The 15764-nt window shown below is 41.3% G+C and carries 10 protein-coding genes and 1 pseudogene; 10 read left to right on the top strand and 1 reads right to left on the bottom strand.

Annotated elements, in window-relative coordinates:
- Positions 1 to 8 precede the first annotated feature (8 nt).
- The gene (locus L3V33_RS12685; protein ID WP_017065553.1) at positions 9 to 1643 is read left to right on the top strand and encodes an FGGY-family carbohydrate kinase; all 1635 of its coding nucleotides are present in this window, start codon (positions 9 to 11) and stop codon (positions 1641 to 1643) included.
- A 379-nt stretch (positions 1644 to 2022) separates the two neighbouring features.
- Here the strand turns inward: L3V33_RS12685 and L3V33_RS12680 are convergent, their stop codons facing one another.
- Positions 2023 to 2187 (bottom strand): hypothetical protein, encoded by a 165-nt coding sequence (locus L3V33_RS12680; protein WP_237290530.1) that lies wholly within the window; start codon positions 2185 to 2187, stop codon positions 2023 to 2025.
- A 1325-nt stretch (positions 2188 to 3512) separates the two neighbouring features.
- Between L3V33_RS12680 and L3V33_RS12675 the strand changes: the two genes are divergently transcribed.
- The 9 genes and pseudogenes from L3V33_RS12675 (at position 3513) to L3V33_RS12635 (ending at position 15660) form a co-directional block, all read left to right on the top strand.
- Complete coding sequence (locus L3V33_RS12675; protein WP_237290529.1) at positions 3513 to 3701, top strand: AlpA family transcriptional regulator; 189 nt, start codon at positions 3513 to 3515, stop codon at positions 3699 to 3701.
- A 218-nt stretch (positions 3702 to 3919) separates the two neighbouring features.
- Positions 3920 to 4126 (top strand): hypothetical protein, encoded by a 207-nt coding sequence (locus tag L3V33_RS12670; RefSeq protein ID WP_237290528.1) that lies wholly within the window; start codon positions 3920 to 3922, stop codon positions 4124 to 4126.
- Positions 4068 to 4211: an AlpA family phage regulatory protein gene (locus L3V33_RS23250; RefSeq protein WP_346730225.1), complete on the top strand. Its 144-nt coding sequence runs from the start codon at positions 4068 to 4070 to the stop codon at positions 4209 to 4211. The genes L3V33_RS12670 and L3V33_RS23250 overlap by 59 nt, the downstream gene beginning before the upstream one ends.
- A 250-nt stretch (positions 4212 to 4461) precedes the next feature.
- Positions 4462 to 4617 (top strand): annotated as a pseudogene (locus tag L3V33_RS12660) (HNH endonuclease); the annotation flags it as partial.
- Positions 4618 to 4770: 153 nt separating this feature from the next.
- The gene (locus tag L3V33_RS12655) at positions 4771 to 7662 is read left to right on the top strand and encodes a UvrD-helicase domain-containing protein (RefSeq protein ID WP_237290526.1); all 2892 of its coding nucleotides are present in this window, start codon (positions 4771 to 4773) and stop codon (positions 7660 to 7662) included.
- 55 nt (positions 7663 to 7717) lie between these two features.
- On the top strand, positions 7718 to 9202 hold the full coding sequence (locus L3V33_RS12650) for a sigma-54 dependent transcriptional regulator (protein WP_237290525.1): 1485 nt from the start codon (positions 7718 to 7720) through the stop codon (positions 9200 to 9202).
- A gap of 76 nt (positions 9203 to 9278) precedes the next feature.
- Positions 9279 to 12716: a DEAD/DEAH box helicase family protein gene (locus L3V33_RS12645; RefSeq protein WP_237290524.1), complete on the top strand. Its 3438-nt coding sequence runs from the start codon at positions 9279 to 9281 to the stop codon at positions 12714 to 12716.
- A gap of 170 nt (positions 12717 to 12886) precedes the next feature.
- Entirely contained in the window at positions 12887 to 14482 is a 1596-nt protein-coding gene (locus L3V33_RS12640) for a class I SAM-dependent DNA methyltransferase (protein ID WP_237290523.1), read from the top strand.
- A complete protein-coding gene (locus tag L3V33_RS12635; protein WP_237290522.1) occupies positions 14479 to 15660 on the top strand; it encodes a restriction endonuclease subunit S in 1182 nt (393 codons plus the stop codon). Before L3V33_RS12640 ends, L3V33_RS12635 begins: the two co-directional genes overlap by 4 nt.
- Positions 15661 to 15764: the final 104 nt, after the last annotated feature.

Genomic DNA, 15764 nt, shown 5'->3' with positions numbered 1-15764 from the left:
GGAAGGATATGAGTATTTATTTTATCGGTGTTGACGTAGGCAGTGGTAGTGCACGAGCTGGCGTATTCGATGCTCATGGGCGTAAAGTCGGTGAAGCGAAGCGTGATACCCAAATGTTTAAGCCACAAGCAGACTTCGTTGAGCAATCTTCAGAAAACATTTGGCAGTGTGTATGTTTGGCAGTAAAAGACGCCGTTTCACAAGCGAATATCGATCCTATTCAAGTAAAAGGCATTGGTTTTGATGCTACATGCTCGCTTGTTGTATTGGACAACAAAGGCGAACCTTTAACAGTTAGCCCAACAGGTCGTAGTGAACAAAATATTGTGATGTGGATGGATCACCGTGCTATCACGCAAGCAGACCGCATCAACACTACTGAACACCCAGTGTTGGCATATGTTGGCAACCGTATTTCGCCAGAAATGCAAACACCAAAGCTATTATGGCTAAAACAAAATATGCCCAATACATGGTCTAAAGCAGGCTATTTCTTTGACTTACCAGATTTCCTGACTTGGAAAGCTACCTTTGATGCTAGTCGATCGCTTTGTTCAACTGTATGTAAATGGACTTACCTTGGTCACGAAAGTAAGTGGGATAAGAGTTTCTTTGAACTGATAGGTTTAGAAGACTTACTTGAAGATAACGCCCAATCAATTGGCGATCGTATTTTACCAATGGGTCAGCCTGTCGGGGATGGCCTAACGGTTCATGCGGCGGATGATCTGGGCCTGGTAGCCGGAACAGCTGTTGGTACCTCAATCATCGATGCACATGCTGGTGGTATAGGAGTATTAGGTGCTGCGGGGATGACGGGTGAAAAAGCGGATTTCAATAAACGTTTGGCTTTGATTGGTGGAACCTCTTCTTGCCATATGGCGGCATCAAAAACGGCACGTTTTATCGATGGGGTTTGGGGGGCATACTACGGTGCAATGATACCTGGTTACTGGCTTAATGAGGGTGGGCAATCAGCAACGGGTGCTTTGATTGACCACATTATTACTTCACATCCAATCTATGACAGAGCTAAAGAGCAGGCTGATAAATTGGGTCAAACCATCTATCAATTGCTTAATAACCGTTTGTTAGAACTTGCTGGTAGCAAAGAAGATATAGCTTTTTTGACGAAAGATATTCATGTGTTGCCTTACTTTCATGGCAACCGTTCGCCACGTGCTAATCCTCATTTAACTGGCACTATTACTGGCCTTAAAATGTCGAAAACTATTGATGATATGGCGATGCAATATCTTGCAACGTTACAAGGTATTGCTTTAGGTACACGTCATATCATTGAAGTGATGAACGAAGCTGGATACGAGATTGATACCATTATGGCTTGCGGCGGTGGTACTAAGAATAGTGTCTTCTTACAGGAACATGCTAACGCCACTGGCTGTATGATTTTGTTGCCTGAAGAAAGCGAAGCCGTATTGCTGGGCTCTGCAATGCTCGGCTCTGTAGCCGCTGACTTCTACAGTGATATCCCAGACGCTATGAATGCCATGAGCCGCATCAGTAAGAGCGTAATGCCACAAACTGAAAAGATTAAGCGATTCTATGACGCAAAATATAAAGTATTCCACAAGATGTATGAAGATGACGTGGAGTACAAACGCTTAATGGGGGAGTTTTAGACAAGCCCTCATATATTTCAAAATGTAATTCATGGCTCTGTTAACGGTCTAGTTCAATAACTAGACCGTTAACGCATGGGTTTCATCTGTGGGTAATAGCTACAATTTTTAATATTGGTTTTGCGTGCTTCAGTCACAAGTAGGTCATCCCAGAGAACTTTAAAACTATTAGTCCTTTTTATAGTAAATATTACCTAGTGATAATGTGTGATTGAGTGAATGTCTACGATCATCTTCTGATATGGAGTCGTCATTGGGTAAACTCCTTTTGGGTTTCGATAAGTAGAAATAGCCTTTCCTATATTTAGAATAGAGAAATACAGAGTAAATTATAATTACTGAAAACCACATAATATCCCCTTAATTAGTGTGTTAAGTCTCATTGATTGTTATTTTTAAATTTAAAATCCCAGATGTAATGAACCACGATTGCCAATGGTACTAATATGTCAAGTGGTGTGAAACCACCAGAAAAAGCCCATCCTAAAAACAAAAGTATGATAGCTAATATGAATAAAGTAAGTTCTTTCAAACCGTCAAGCATGTCCTTTCCTTAATTAACCTAACAATAATTAAAATAGCATTAAAACTGTAGTTCCAAAATCCATTGCGACTTCTTGTTAGGTCTTGTTTCAGCACTAGGGGCGTTGGGGCTCTATAGAAAAATGGTTTACACGCTTTGATACTATGGAGTGACCTACCATAGATATCTTGCTATTGGCAATTTTCACAACAGCAGTGAGGCACGACTAGTTCATCAACTTAAATCTAAATGTCGCTAATAAAGTTTTCAGTAGATAAAGAATGAGTCTATAGAACTAAATAGCAAGTCTTTTTGTACTAGTATCTATATAGTACAAAAAAGCATGCTTTTTTGTTACTACATTCGTTAAGTAGTAGATTTAATGAAATTAACTTTACTGCTTTTTTGTAGGCAAAAATGACAATGCTTTTCTAACGGCTTTGGGTAGCACAGCACAAAGGTCGCACCTATGATGTGAGTGATGTTGCCCAAATTTCTGACTGCATTTAAGTGAGAAAGTAAGTCACCTATACTGAGGTGGTTGAGTTGACGACATTAAATTAGATAGTTACTCAAGTAATGTATTGTTTGCTGTCAGCGCGCACCGCAATAAGGTAATCACCAAAATTATCATTTAAATCAGTCGAGAGCGATATATCTATCTCTTTGATATACGATGTGTGTTTAGTTCTATATACCGACATTGTTTTAATTGAACATGTAATGAAATAGTTGAAGTCAATTCTGTATTTTTAACTGATTGATTATAAGTACTTGTGTTGGTTTTATGGGTGATTTTTTACCAGGAATAATACTAGGTCGACTTACTAGCAACAATTAATTTCGTTGCTTAGTAAAATACTTTGTTCGTTTATTTGTTGGGAAATATAATGTTTAATTAGGGCTTGGAACAAGCAAACATAAAAATTCATTTAACACTTCGGTTCGTGGTTCGTCGAACCTACGCTTCATTTAATAACGTTCTCCTCGGTTTAAATTTTTGATTTATTTTGTGATGCACATCTCATATGTGACTAATTATTGCATTGCTAAATGCCATAGCTTCATCTAATTTTCCCGTGATCAATTTTAAATTTCTTTTAAAACAATTGGTTATATCGTGATTTTAGTATTCCTGATATTTGTATCACGCATTTAGGAAATTTTGCACATAGTTTTATGCTGGTTTTATTTGGAAGTTAAAAGGAAACCATCACGATGCTAAATGTACAGATTAAACGCCAGTTAGTTTGTTCCTTAAGTCAGTTGTGCGAAGAATACCGGCAGTTAAATACTGTAAACAGTACTTAATTATTGGAAAGCACTACGGTGTACAGGTGATTGATATGGAAGATTTAAGAGTATTGCGCTTAGAAGAAGTTAAGCAAATTGTCGGAGTTAGCAGAAGTACAATTTACAGTTGGATGAAAGACGGGCATTTCCCTGAAAGTGTTTCACTAGGACCAAGAAGTGTAGGGTGGTTAAGCTCTGATATATCTGCTTGGATTCAGCATCGTGTTGGTTGTAACGACTAAAATGTTGAGCTTCTTCGCACTTGTGACCGACGTGCGAAGGAGCTAATTCTAGAGCAGATAACATTTACAGTTATGAAAAGTCATTTCTCCTTTACGCATACCTTCGTATGCAATGACTTTGAGCGTTTGAGTGGGGTTAAGTGGTGCTACATGCTGATTTTGGAAATAAATAAGACATGCTAGCTTGGGTGTTCTATTAACTGAGTTAAAGGTTCACTATGCAGGAATTATTCTGGAAAGTTGTTTTTTCGCTACTGTCGTTCGGTAGCATAGCTGCAATTATAGCTCCGAATGTGCCAAAGCCTTTTTACTGGCTTGGATGGCTCTATATTTTTCTTATGCTAGGTGTTGGTGTTGTTATTATCTATGCAGAGAAAATCATGGCTTGGTGTGATAAAAAGTTGGATATTAATAAAGATGAGTAAACGAGACGGACATTTCCCTGCAAGTGTTTCGTTAAGACAGATAAGTGTTGGATGGTTAAGCTCTGACATATCTGATAGGGTTTAAAGCCGAATTGAGGTCAGGAACTAGATACTGTCTCATTTGGCGTTTGCTTGACCCCATAGGTTTGATTAGATTAATGCGGTGTTACGTTCAAAGGCAGAACCCTAGTTTGCTCACGTAATGACGCGCAGCAACCCCAGTCAAATCATCATATCCAACCGACTCATGTATCAACGAATGAGATTGATATATGGGTCAGTTTACGTCTGAAAATACCTCCTATTACAACGAAACGCTGTTGTAGATAAAGCGTTTTATCTCCTTTGATGATCACGGAAAGGTACTCATTTCAAGCTACTTGGAGTCCCCGGATGTGATCGGTTTGAAGGAAGATATGGCATTTAGAATCATGCCGGATCACAGACCATACCTTCGTTATCATCGAGGCGAGTTATTTAAAGGACGCTAATTGAATACTTGCTCAATACCTTCAGAGGGCTCTGGATAAAAGTCAGAGCTCTATTCCCTTCAATACCGATGTAGATCACTATAGTTCATACTTTGTCATGTAAACTACAGTTGCATATAACGTTATCATTCCAACTTTGCGATTGTATTTTTAATGACGAAACTTCTCCTCAAAACCAACTTTTTGGCACACCTTCTTGGCAAGCGACAACAGGTAAACGTTAACGAAGACGGTATTACCATCTTCAAAGACAATATAAAAACGTTGTACAAGTGGGATACGATAGTTGCTCCTCCAGTAGCCAAATTAGGCTTTTCAGGTGGCGTTTTGTCGTTTGAAACAAATAACGCCGGTTTGTCCGTTCCGATGTTGAGCTACCTATTTACACATCGACACAAACACACTTTCTTTCCTTTTTGGGCCAACAGTAACGCTCAGAAACTGATTCCATTTTTGGACCAAGTGGAAAATGCCTCTGCCGCAAGTTTTATTAGAACGTCTGAAACTCGAAGCTTTCAAACCATCGCAAATAAAGAAGCGAAAAGGTGGAAGGGATGGCGGTCAGCTTTAGGGTTAAGCGAACTAGCCCAACAGGTCGCTCACACACTCGATGTAATTTGTGCCTGGAAGCCGTCAGATATTGAGAATATACGCGATGCCTACGTTAAAAATCAGCTAACAGAATACGGAATGTTTTTCGACAACGTCGAATCTAATCCGTTAACAGAGAAGCAGCGAATCGCTTGTATTACGGATAACGACAACAATCTGCTTTTAGCCGGGGCGGGTACCGGTAAAACGAGTGTTATGGTTGGTAGAACTGGGTATCTGATTAATAGTGATCAAGCGACTGCAAATGATATCTTGCTACTGGCTTACGGGCGTATTGCAGCTAAGGAAATGGACGAGCGCATCAAAGACAAACTGGGTTTTGATGACGTGAGAGCCAGCACCTTCCATAGCTTAGGTATGAAAATTATCGCCGAAGTCGAAGGTTCAAAACCAAACCTATCCCCATTTGAAGACGACATTAAAGCTAAATCAAAATGGATGAACGATAACCTAGAGCAACTCATGCTTGATGATGGCTACCGTGAGTCTTTACTTGAGTACTTCAGCTCGTATTATTTTGTTGATAAGAATCCTTTTGAGTTTCAAAGTGAAGGTGAGTATTTACAGTACTTAACTGATAATGACATCCGTTCGTTGAAAGGGGATCAGGTAAAGAGTTACGGTGAGGTTGTCATTGCTAACTGGTTATTTAGAAACGGAATTAATTATGAGTATGAGGCGAGCTATCGATTTAACGTAAGTACAGATCAATATCGTCAATATCACCCAGACTTTTATTTACCAGACCACGATATTTACATTGAATACTACGGTACTGATGAGCACGGTAATACAGCCCCGTGGATTGATAAAGATCGCTATCAAGAGTCGATTGAATGGAAACGCCAAACGCACAAGCAATACCAGACTGGTTATGTTGAGGTGTTCTACCACCAACATAAAGTTGGAAAGCTTCTTCAGGTGCTTGAACATAAATTGTTGGAGCGTGAAGTCGAATTCAACCCCATCCCGCCCCAGGATTTACTTAATAATCTACGCCAGTTAGGCCAAGTAACAGAATTGGCTAAATTGTTTAGTGCTTTGGTGGATATGTACAAAGCAGCTTGTCTTGATGATGTTGCGATAGAGAACGTCATTAGAAATTCAATCGATCCTAAGCAAACAGAGAAAGCATTAGAGCTGTTGTATCCATTACACAATCGGTATGAGCTGTTTCTTCGTAAAAAGCAGTGGATAGATTTCAATGACATGATCAGTAAAGCATTGATGTATGTCCAAACCGGACAGTTTGTTTCGTCCTGGAAATACATTTTAGTAGATGAGTTTCAAGACATCTCAGAGCCCAGAGCTAGGCTAGTCAAAGCGTTGCGTGATTCACTGCCTGGTACGTCACTATTTTGCGTTGGGGATGATTGGCAGGCTATCTATCGCTTTAGTGGCGCAGACGTTAAGCTGACTACTAATTTTGTTGAGTATTTCGGTGCGACTTCGGAAACAAAATTGGACTTAACGTTTCGTTTTAATAGTGCGATTGGAGATGTGGCAACGCAATTTGTCACCAGAAACCCAGTACAAATTAAAAAAGACATTCAGTCCCTTATTAAGGTTAACAAGCCTGCTGTATCGATCCTCAGACAAGGCAGAAATGAACAAGGTGTATCTCCCCTAGAAAAAGCGCTTAATGCTGTTTTGGCTTGCGTTCATACCTCAGGTAAACCAGCGCAGAATAAGGTGTATCTCCTAGCCAGGTTTTGGCATCAAATGCCTGATTATACTCAGCTTCAAGAAATTAATAGACAATACCCATCACTACAAATTACCTGTCAGTCATTCCATGCCTCTAAGGGTAAAGAAGCTGACTATGTAATCATTACGGGATTAACAACGGGTAAGCACGGCTTTCCGTCTCAAAAAGTAACCCCTCCGCTGGTGGACGCGTTATTACCTAAAGGTGATGATTACGAATTTGCTGAAGAGAGACGTCTTTTTTATGTTGCTTTAACCAGAGCAAAACATAGAGCGTACCTATTAGCTGATATGACTGATGTCAGTGATTTTGTTGTCGAACTCATAAAGAACAAATATTTCGTAGATACCGATGAATTTGATGCATCGTTTGTACAGAAACTGTTTGAAAAAATTTCCTGTAACAGTTGCAAGACCGGCGTTTTGAAAGAGCGTGTTAGTCGTTACGGTAAGTTCTTGTCTTGTTCGTTTTATCCTCGCTGCAAACACAAAGAAACTCCTTGTAGCCACTGTGGCAGCCCGATGAGCAGTACAACTAAGCCTGGCTTTCAGAAGTGCATCAACGAAGAGTGTGGCGACATTCGCCCTCTCTGCAAGCGTTGTGGAAGTGAGATGAAGCTAAGAAATGGCAAGTACGGTCAGTTCTGGAGTTGTTCGACATATAGAAAAAATGCAGATAAAAATTGTGGTTATACGCGGAAACTAGAGCAGTTGAATATCAACTAAGAGACTATTGCTGTAAAGTATTTATCAATAAGTAAAGATAATTACGGAAGATAGAATGGCAACCTTGCTTAGTTGGCTTGGAAGAACAGACCTTGATCAGATGAAGCTAGATAAAACAGCTTCAATTGCGACTATTGCGTTAAAAGCGCCAGCAATTGATGATGTCGTGATTCTGGCTAGTACATGGGAAGATGAATGGCATGATTACAAAGAGTGGCTTGAAAAAAAACTTGCTTGTGCCGGGCGTTCCAATACTTCAGTAAAGATTCAACGTATCAGGTTGTCATCTCCAATTGATTACACTGCAATTACCAAAGTCATGCACAAGCAACTGGCTTATGTCTCTGATCAGGCTGATGGTATTTTTCTAAACCTGACCTCTGGTACGCCTGCAATGACAGTCGTTTCTGTTCTACTTGGAAAGAGTATTGCGAAATGTCAGTTAGTTCAAACTACCCCACAAGGTCAGTTAATCGAAGTTGATGTACCTGTAGACTTTTCTGCTGAGTATCAAAAATCTTCGTCAACAGCTATTGCTCAACTTGCTTCAAAAACACCGTCTCTCAATAGTGCTTTTGATTCGATTACGGCCAAATCTACTGTCATGCAGAACGTCATCAAGAAAGCGCAACGATTGGCTTATGCTGATCTACCAGCTTTGCTACTCGGAGAAAGTGGTACCGGTAAAGAAGTGATGGCAAAAGGTATTCATAAAGCCAGTCCTCGTGCTGATAAGCCATTTAAAGCTGTTAACTGTGGTGCTTTACCTGAAAATTTGGTTGATTCCATTTTGTTTGGTCATGTAAAAGGTGCGTTTACAGGGGCACACCAAGATCATGCAGGTCTATTTGAGCAAGCAAATGGTGGAACATTATTTCTTGATGAAGTTGGTGAACTCCCTTTAGCCGTTCAAGTTAAATTACTTAGGGCATTGCAGCAGCAGGAAATTACAAAGGTGGGAGACGTTGCCACGAAAAGTGTTGATGTGAGGATTATCGCTGCGACACACCGTGACCTTTTTAAAATGGTTTCTGACGAGTCTTTTCGTGAAGATCTTTTCTATCGGCTAGCCGTTGGAGTGATTGAGTTGCCTTCGTTAAGGGCGCGTTCAGAAGAGATCCCTTTCCTGATCGAAGAGTTGATGATCGAGATAAACCAGCAGATGAAGACTCATCCTTTATTTGAGAGTAAGAATATTTCCAAGTCTGCAATAGAATTTGCAGAAGCATACAGCTGGCCGGGTAATATTCGTGAGCTATGGAACACATTAAACCGAGCCGTATTATGGTCGGAAGGTAAAGAGATCACTAAACAAGATTTGGAGGTCGCGATAATAAGTCGTGACCTGACTTCGGCGAACAATGGTGAATTTAGGGTTCCTGGTGACCTTCAGCAACATATTGATAATATAAAGAAAAGTGCAATTGATTCTGCGATGGATTATGCTGCTGGAAACAAATCTAAAGCTGCAAAATCGTTAGGTCTAAATAATCATCAAACGCTGAATAACTGGCTGAAAACGCTCAATTTAGAATCATAAAAACAACCAAGTTTGAAATTGGCGTAAACGTTGCAAAGTATCACTCATCTTAGGAGACAGAAAGGTGAAGAAGTCTATGAATTTTGAACATTTAAGAGAACAGTGGCCCGAGTTAGCTGAGCTTGGTGCTTTTGCTGAAACGTACGCCGTTGTTGATCCGCAAAGTGCTCTCGTTAAGCTACGTTGTTATGTTGAAAAAATTGTTGGTTACCTATACCAAGAACTTCACCTACCTGTTGCTCCCAATGCTTCAATGCACGACAAACTTGTCAGTGGCGCTTTTACTTCGGTTGTTGACAAAACCATTGCTGATAAGTTTCACGCTGTTCGCAAGGGGGGTAACAAGGCTGCCCATGAAGGGAAAGTCTCACAACATGATTCGATTTGGTTGTTGAAAGAGTCTTACTTTATTGGTTGTTGGCTCTATATGGCCTATGGCGACGGTGATATAGAAGGTTGCCCTAAATTTACTGTTCCAGACAATGCACCAACGGGTGAAGAGTCTAAAGCTGAGTTCAAGAGAAAGAACAAACTGTTACAGCAGAAGCTTAACCAAAATGACGATCTTCTTAAGAAAGCGCTAAAAGAATTAGAAGAAGTAAAGCAAGCGCAGTTAGAAGCTCAGAAACAAGCCGCTCAGCTGAAGCAGCAAACTGACCACGTTAAAGCCGATAAAATTCGCACTAATACCCTGTCACTAAAAAGCAGTTTTGACTTTAATGAAGCCGAAACTCGTAAGCGTCTCATTGATGCTGAATTACGCAGTGAAGGTTGGGATGTCGCTCTTGATAATGAAAGCACGGAACAGGTGTCAAAAGAGTATGAAGTCGATGGGCAGCCTACTACAACAGGTAAAGGTTTTTGCGACTATGTTCTGTGGGATGACAATGGAAAGCCACTGGCTGTCATTGAAGCTAAACGAACTCGAAAAGATGCTAATGCAGGTCGTGAGCAAGCAAAATTATATGCAGACGCTCTAGAAGCAAGTACCGGCCAGCGCCCAGTCATTTTCTACACTAACGGCTACGAAATCTATATTTGGGATGATGCTCAGGGTTACGCACCTAGACTGATTTTTGGCTATTACTCAAAAGACAGCCTTCAATATCTAATTCTTCAACGAGAGTTAAAGAAAGATCTAAACAGCACACCCATTGATACAAAAGTTGCGGGTCGTTTATATCAAATGGAAAGCATCAGCCGCATTTGCGAGCGGTTTTCAGACAAGCATCGAAAGGCACTTATTGTACAGGCAACCGGGACGGGTAAAACGCGAGTCTCTATTGCTTTAGCCAAGCGCTTGTTAGATGCAGGTTGGGCGAAACGTATTCTGTTCTTATGTGACCGAAAAGAGCTACGTAAACAGGCAGGTAATGCGTTTAATGAGCACACTAAAGAGCCGCTTTTCATCAAAGGTAAAAGCAAGAAAGAACTAGCTTCAAAGGCGCGTATTGTTATCGCGACCTATCCGGGCATGATCCAAAATTATGAAGAGTATGATGTTGGTCACTTTGACCTAATTGTTGCTGATGAATCGCATCGTTCGATTTACAACAAGTACGGCGAGCTATTCAAATATTTCGATGCATTACAAGTAGGTTTAACCGCGACACCTGTTGAGATGATTTCGCGCTCAACCAGTCAGTTGTTCGGCTGTGACTACAAAATGCCCACGGCGAACTACCCACTTGAGCAAGCGATTGAAGAGAAAAACTTAGTTCCATTTAAAGTCGTCACTCACACAACTCAATTCTTACGTGATGGCATTAAGGCAAGCGAACTGACGGATGAGCAGATTGCAGAACTAGAAGACCAAGGTATTGATCCAAACACTCTGGATTTCGATGCGAAGCAGGTTGATAAAGCCATATTCAATAAAGATACCAACCGAGCAATCATCCGCAACCTAATGGAAAAGGGTTTAAAAGATGTGGATGACCAACTTCCTGGTAAATCGATTATCTTTGCAAGAAACATAGCTCACGCCGAACTGCTAGCTGAGTTGTTTAGTGAAATGTACCCAGATATGGGTGGAAATTTCTGCCGAGTTATCCACTCAAAATATGAGAGAGCAGAAGAACTTATCGACAACTTCAAAAGTACTGAAGGTAACGATGATGAAGTTACCATTGCCGTCTCGGTTGATATGTTAGACACCGGTATAGATGTACCTGAATGTGTTAACTTGGTCTTTGCTAAGCCTATCAAATCAAAAGTGAAATTTTGGCAAATGGTAGGGCGTGGTACGCGTTTATGTGAAAACTTGTACGGGCCAGGGTTAGATAAAAAGCACTTTCTCATCTTCGACCACTGGGGCAACTTTGAGCATTTCAAAATGAACCCAGATGAGGATGAAGGAACGCAAAGTAAATCTTTGGCGCAAAAAGTATTTGAAGCCAAATTAGTGCTTGCCGTCGAAGCGCTTAAGAAAGCGGAGATGGAAATCTTTGCCGACGTTATACCGCAGATTAAGGCAGACATTGACTCTCTAAACGATAAAACCATCGCGGTACGCGAGAAATGGAAACTAAAAGCACAGCTGAGTGAAGAAAAACGGTTAATGCAGATGGCGCCAGATACTAAAGCGTTACTCTTTGATGAAATGGCGTCTCTGATGCAGTGGAAGAAGACTACTGGTGAAAGTGAAGCGCTGCGTTTAGACCTGCAATTCTTACAATTGCAACTCGCCAAACTGCAGCAGCCAAGTAAAGTTGAGTTAGAGGCGCCGCCGATCTTAGACAAGGTCATCAGTCTGTCGATGCATCTAAATGAAGTGCGTAGTAAAGCGGCAACGATCAAGCAGATTCAACAACCCAACTATTTGAGTGATGCCGATTATTTTGCGGTAGAAGCATGTCGTCATAACTTACGCACGGTTATTCATTTGCGCGATAAAGGCGTAGCGCCTCCTGCACCGAAAACGCCCATTATTGACTTGCAAGAAGATTCAGGGCTGTATGAAACGCAAGAAATTAAAACCGACATCATCACTGTAGATTACGAGATCTATCGTCAAGAAGTTGAAAAGACACTTACGCCACTGTTTGAATCTAACACTGTGCTACGGAAAATACGTGGCGGGCAAGCGGTGACAGAAGCTGATTTATCAACACTGAATGCACTGGTGCATACACAAAACCCAAATGTGGATTTACATACACTCAAAGAGTTCTTCCCTGAATCAACAGCAGAGTTGGACCAAATTTTACGAACGATTGTAGGGATGGATGAACAACAAATTGAGCATGAATTTACCGCATTCGTTCAACAAGTTCATACTCACTTGAACGCAAGACAGCAGCGTTTTATCGGCATGCTCAAGAATCACTTATGTCGTTATGGCAGCGTTGATATTGAAGCTCTTTATGACGCACCATTTAATCAAATTGACGATGCGGGATTAGACGGTGTGTTCCCGAACCCAGCTCAAGCAGATGTAGTTGAGCAATTTGTGCGTCGCTTTAGCGTGCATTTGGGTAATAAACAATCAAGCGTCGAGAAAGCCGTGAATTAGCCCTTTGGTTAAGCCAGCAAGCTGATTACACTACAACCACTAAAAACCAGCGGCTACTACCTTGAATGAAGGCCTTGAATTAAGGCTCTGAATACGCCGTTGGTTGCTCCCGAACTAGCTTTGCCGAAGAATTAAACAAGCAGTCAAGCGAAAAACTAAGAGAATGAATAATGATTACATCAGGTGCACTAAAAAGCCAAATCGATAAGCTATGGGAAGAGTTTTGGACCGGTGGTATCACCAACCCTTTAACCGTCGTTGAGCAAATCACTTACTTGATGTACGCCCGTATGCTAGACATGAATGAGCGTAACGATGAAAAACGTAGCGCTCGAACAGGTAAGCCATTCGCACGTCGTTTCCCTATGAGCGAAGATAAAGAGGTGGACAAGCAACATATCCGCTGGGAAAACTTCCGTCACTTAGGTGCGGAAAAGCTTTACCCATTGGTTAAAGACGAGCTATTTCCATTCTTTAAAGAGCTGACCAGCGATGACACCTTGTTTGCTGAGTTTATGAAAGATGCTCAGTTAATGATTCAAAAGCAATCCTTGCTAGTTAAAGCCGTTGAATTGGTCAGTGACCTTCCTTTAGAAAACAAAGACGTAAAAGGTGACTTATACGAGTACCTGCTCTCAAAATTGACCACCGCTGGTATTAACGGTCAGTTCCGTACACCGCGCCATATCATCCGAGCCATGATCGAAATGCTCGATGTTGAAGAAACACACCGCATTTGTGACCCTGCTTGTGGTACTGGCGGCTTTCTTTCATCGACGTACGAATACCTGTTAGAGAAATATTCTTCACCAGAAGGCACCGAGAAAGAGCAAGCGTTTGACGAAGAAGGCAAGCCAGTATTAGATATTGACGGTAATCCGGTATTTAATTGTTTGTACGCAGGTGACAAGCTTGAAAATCGCGCCCATATCGATTACGACATGTTCCACGGTTTTGACTTTGACTCAACCATGCTGCGCGTTGCTGCAATGAACCTTGTGATGCACGGTGTAAAACAGCCGGATATTCACTACCAAGACACATTAAGCCAAAGCTTTATTGAACGCTTCCCCGATGAGGCGAAAAATGGCTTCGATATCATCCTAGCCAACCCGCCGTTTAAGGGTAGCCTAGATGAAGAGGACGTCGATCCTGCCATTTTAAAAGTCGTGAAAACTAAAAAGACCGAGTTGCTGTTTGTTGCACTGATCCAACGCATGCTGAAGGTTGGTGGACGTAGCGCAACAGTTGTCCCTGACGGCGTGCTATTCGGTAGTTCTAAAGCGCACCAAGCGCTTCGTGCACACCTAATTGAAGATAACCAGTTAGAAGCGGTTATTTCACTACCAAGTGGCGTGTTTAAGCCATACGCAGGTGTGTCTACCGCAATCCTGATTTTTACCAAAGGTGGCAGTACCGATAACGTTTGGTTCTATGATGTGGAAGCCGACGGTCGTTCGTTAGATGATAAGCGTACCCCAATCAAAGATAACGATTTACCAGACCTCGTTAAGCAGTACAAAGCGTATCAGGCAGCAGTGATGGCGGGAGAGTCAACAGAGCAATGGTCAGACAAAAAACAAAAAGCTTTCTTGGTAGCGAAAGATGATATTAAGTCGAACAAATATGATCTATCCATCAACCGCTACAAAGACGTAGTGTACGAGCAAGAAAGCTATGAAGAACCGAAAGTGATTCTGAGCAAACTCAAAACTCTAGAAAACGAGATTTTGGCCGACTTAAATGAATTGGAGTCGATGCTATGAGTTGGCCAATGGTGAAGTTAGGTTCACTTTGTAAAATTGTTAGGGGAAGTAGCCCTCGTCCCAAAGGAGATCCTAGATACTATGGTGGAACAGTACCTAGATTGATGGTGGGAGATGTAACTCGTGATGGAAAAATAGTTACCCCTAGAATTGATTCTCTGACCGAAGAAGGGGCTACGAAGAGTCGTCCAATGAAGAGTGGTGACTTTATTGTCGCGGTGAGCGGACAACCTGGACAGCCATGTATATTAGCTGTTGATGCATGTATACACGATGGATTCGCTGGGCTTCGTGATTTGGATTTAAGTAAAATAGATAAAGATTACTTATACCAGTTTATGCTTTATACAAAGCAAAAGTTGAGCTCGAGTGCTGTTGGGGCAATATTTAAGAATCTTACAACTGATCAGCTTCGAGAGCTTCAGATCCCACTCCCCCCACTAGACGAACAAAAACGCATAGCTGAAATTTTGGATAAAGCCGATGCGATTCGCCAGAAACGAAAGCAAGCCATTGAACTTGCCGATGAGTTTTTGCGCAGCGTGTTTTTGGACATGTTTGGTGATCCGATCATAAATAATAAAGAATGGAAACAGAACAATATAGGTGATTTCACTGCAATAAAGCACGGATTTGCGTTCAAGAGTCAGTTTTTTGTTGAAAGTGCTGAACACGTGCTTATGACTCCAGGTAATTTTCATGAAAAAGGTGGTTTTCGTGAGCGTGGAGATAAGCAAAAATACTATGATGGCCCTATACCCGAAGAGTACGTTCTTTCAAAAGGGGCACTTTTAGTCGCTATGACAGAGCAAGCTCCCGGTCTATTGGGCAGTTGCCTAGAAGTTCGTGAGGGTGGTAGATACTTGCATAATCAGCGACTTGGGCTGTTGGAATTCAACGACTCGTACGTTAACAAAACGTTTTTGATGTGCCTTTTTAATAATAACTCAGTTAGAGCTGAGATTCAGCTAAGTTCAACAGGAACTAAAGTGAAACACACATCACCCGCTAAGCTACAGAATATATTAGTTGGATTTCCGCCAGTTGATTTGCAGAATAGATTTGCGGCGATCTATGATAAGTGCCAGATTTCCTTGAACTCAATGGCAGGGAGTGAAGAATTGAATTCTACTTTGTTTAACTCTCTTTCCCAAAAAGCTTTCTCAGGCCAACTATAAACTTAAGAGGTATCTTCGGATACCTCTTTTTTGATCAAAGGTTAGGTCCTTTCTATTTTAAACAACGGGAAATAACATCACTTATCGTTGGTGGTTTTAGAGGA

It is taken from the genome of Vibrio sp. A2-1 (assembly GCF_021728355.1).
Lineage (GTDB): Bacteria > Pseudomonadota > Gammaproteobacteria > Enterobacterales > Vibrionaceae > Vibrio > Vibrio splendidus_K.
Note: the sequence above shows the minus strand (reverse complement) of the source record. Positions and strands in the feature narration are given on the sequence as shown.

What these genes read in the sequence shown, in the direction of transcription:
- L3V33_RS12685 (WP_017065553.1), top strand. Translation starts at nt 9, where the DNA reads ATGAGTATTTATTTTATCGGTGTTGACGTAGGCAGTGGTAGTGCACGA.
- L3V33_RS12680 (WP_237290530.1), bottom strand. Translation starts at nt 2,187, where the DNA reads ATGCTTGACGGTTTGAAAGAACTTACTTTATTCATATTAGCTATCATA.
- L3V33_RS12675 (WP_237290529.1), top strand. Translation starts at nt 3,513, where the DNA reads ATGGAAGATTTAAGAGTATTGCGCTTAGAAGAAGTTAAGCAAATTGTC.
- L3V33_RS12670 (WP_237290528.1), top strand. Translation starts at nt 3,920, where the DNA reads ATGCAGGAATTATTCTGGAAAGTTGTTTTTTCGCTACTGTCGTTCGGT.
- L3V33_RS23250 (WP_346730225.1), top strand. Translation starts at nt 4,068, where the DNA reads ATGCAGAGAAAATCATGGCTTGGTGTGATAAAAAGTTGGATATTAATA.
- L3V33_RS12655 (WP_237290526.1), top strand. Translation starts at nt 4,771, where the DNA reads ATGACGAAACTTCTCCTCAAAACCAACTTTTTGGCACACCTTCTTGGC.
- L3V33_RS12650 (WP_237290525.1), top strand. Translation starts at nt 7,718, where the DNA reads ATGGCAACCTTGCTTAGTTGGCTTGGAAGAACAGACCTTGATCAGATG.
- L3V33_RS12645 (WP_237290524.1), top strand. Translation starts at nt 9,279, where the DNA reads ATGAATTTTGAACATTTAAGAGAACAGTGGCCCGAGTTAGCTGAGCTT.
- L3V33_RS12640 (WP_237290523.1), top strand. Translation starts at nt 12,887, where the DNA reads ATGATTACATCAGGTGCACTAAAAAGCCAAATCGATAAGCTATGGGAA.
- L3V33_RS12635 (WP_237290522.1), top strand. Translation starts at nt 14,479, where the DNA reads ATGAGTTGGCCAATGGTGAAGTTAGGTTCACTTTGTAAAATTGTTAGG.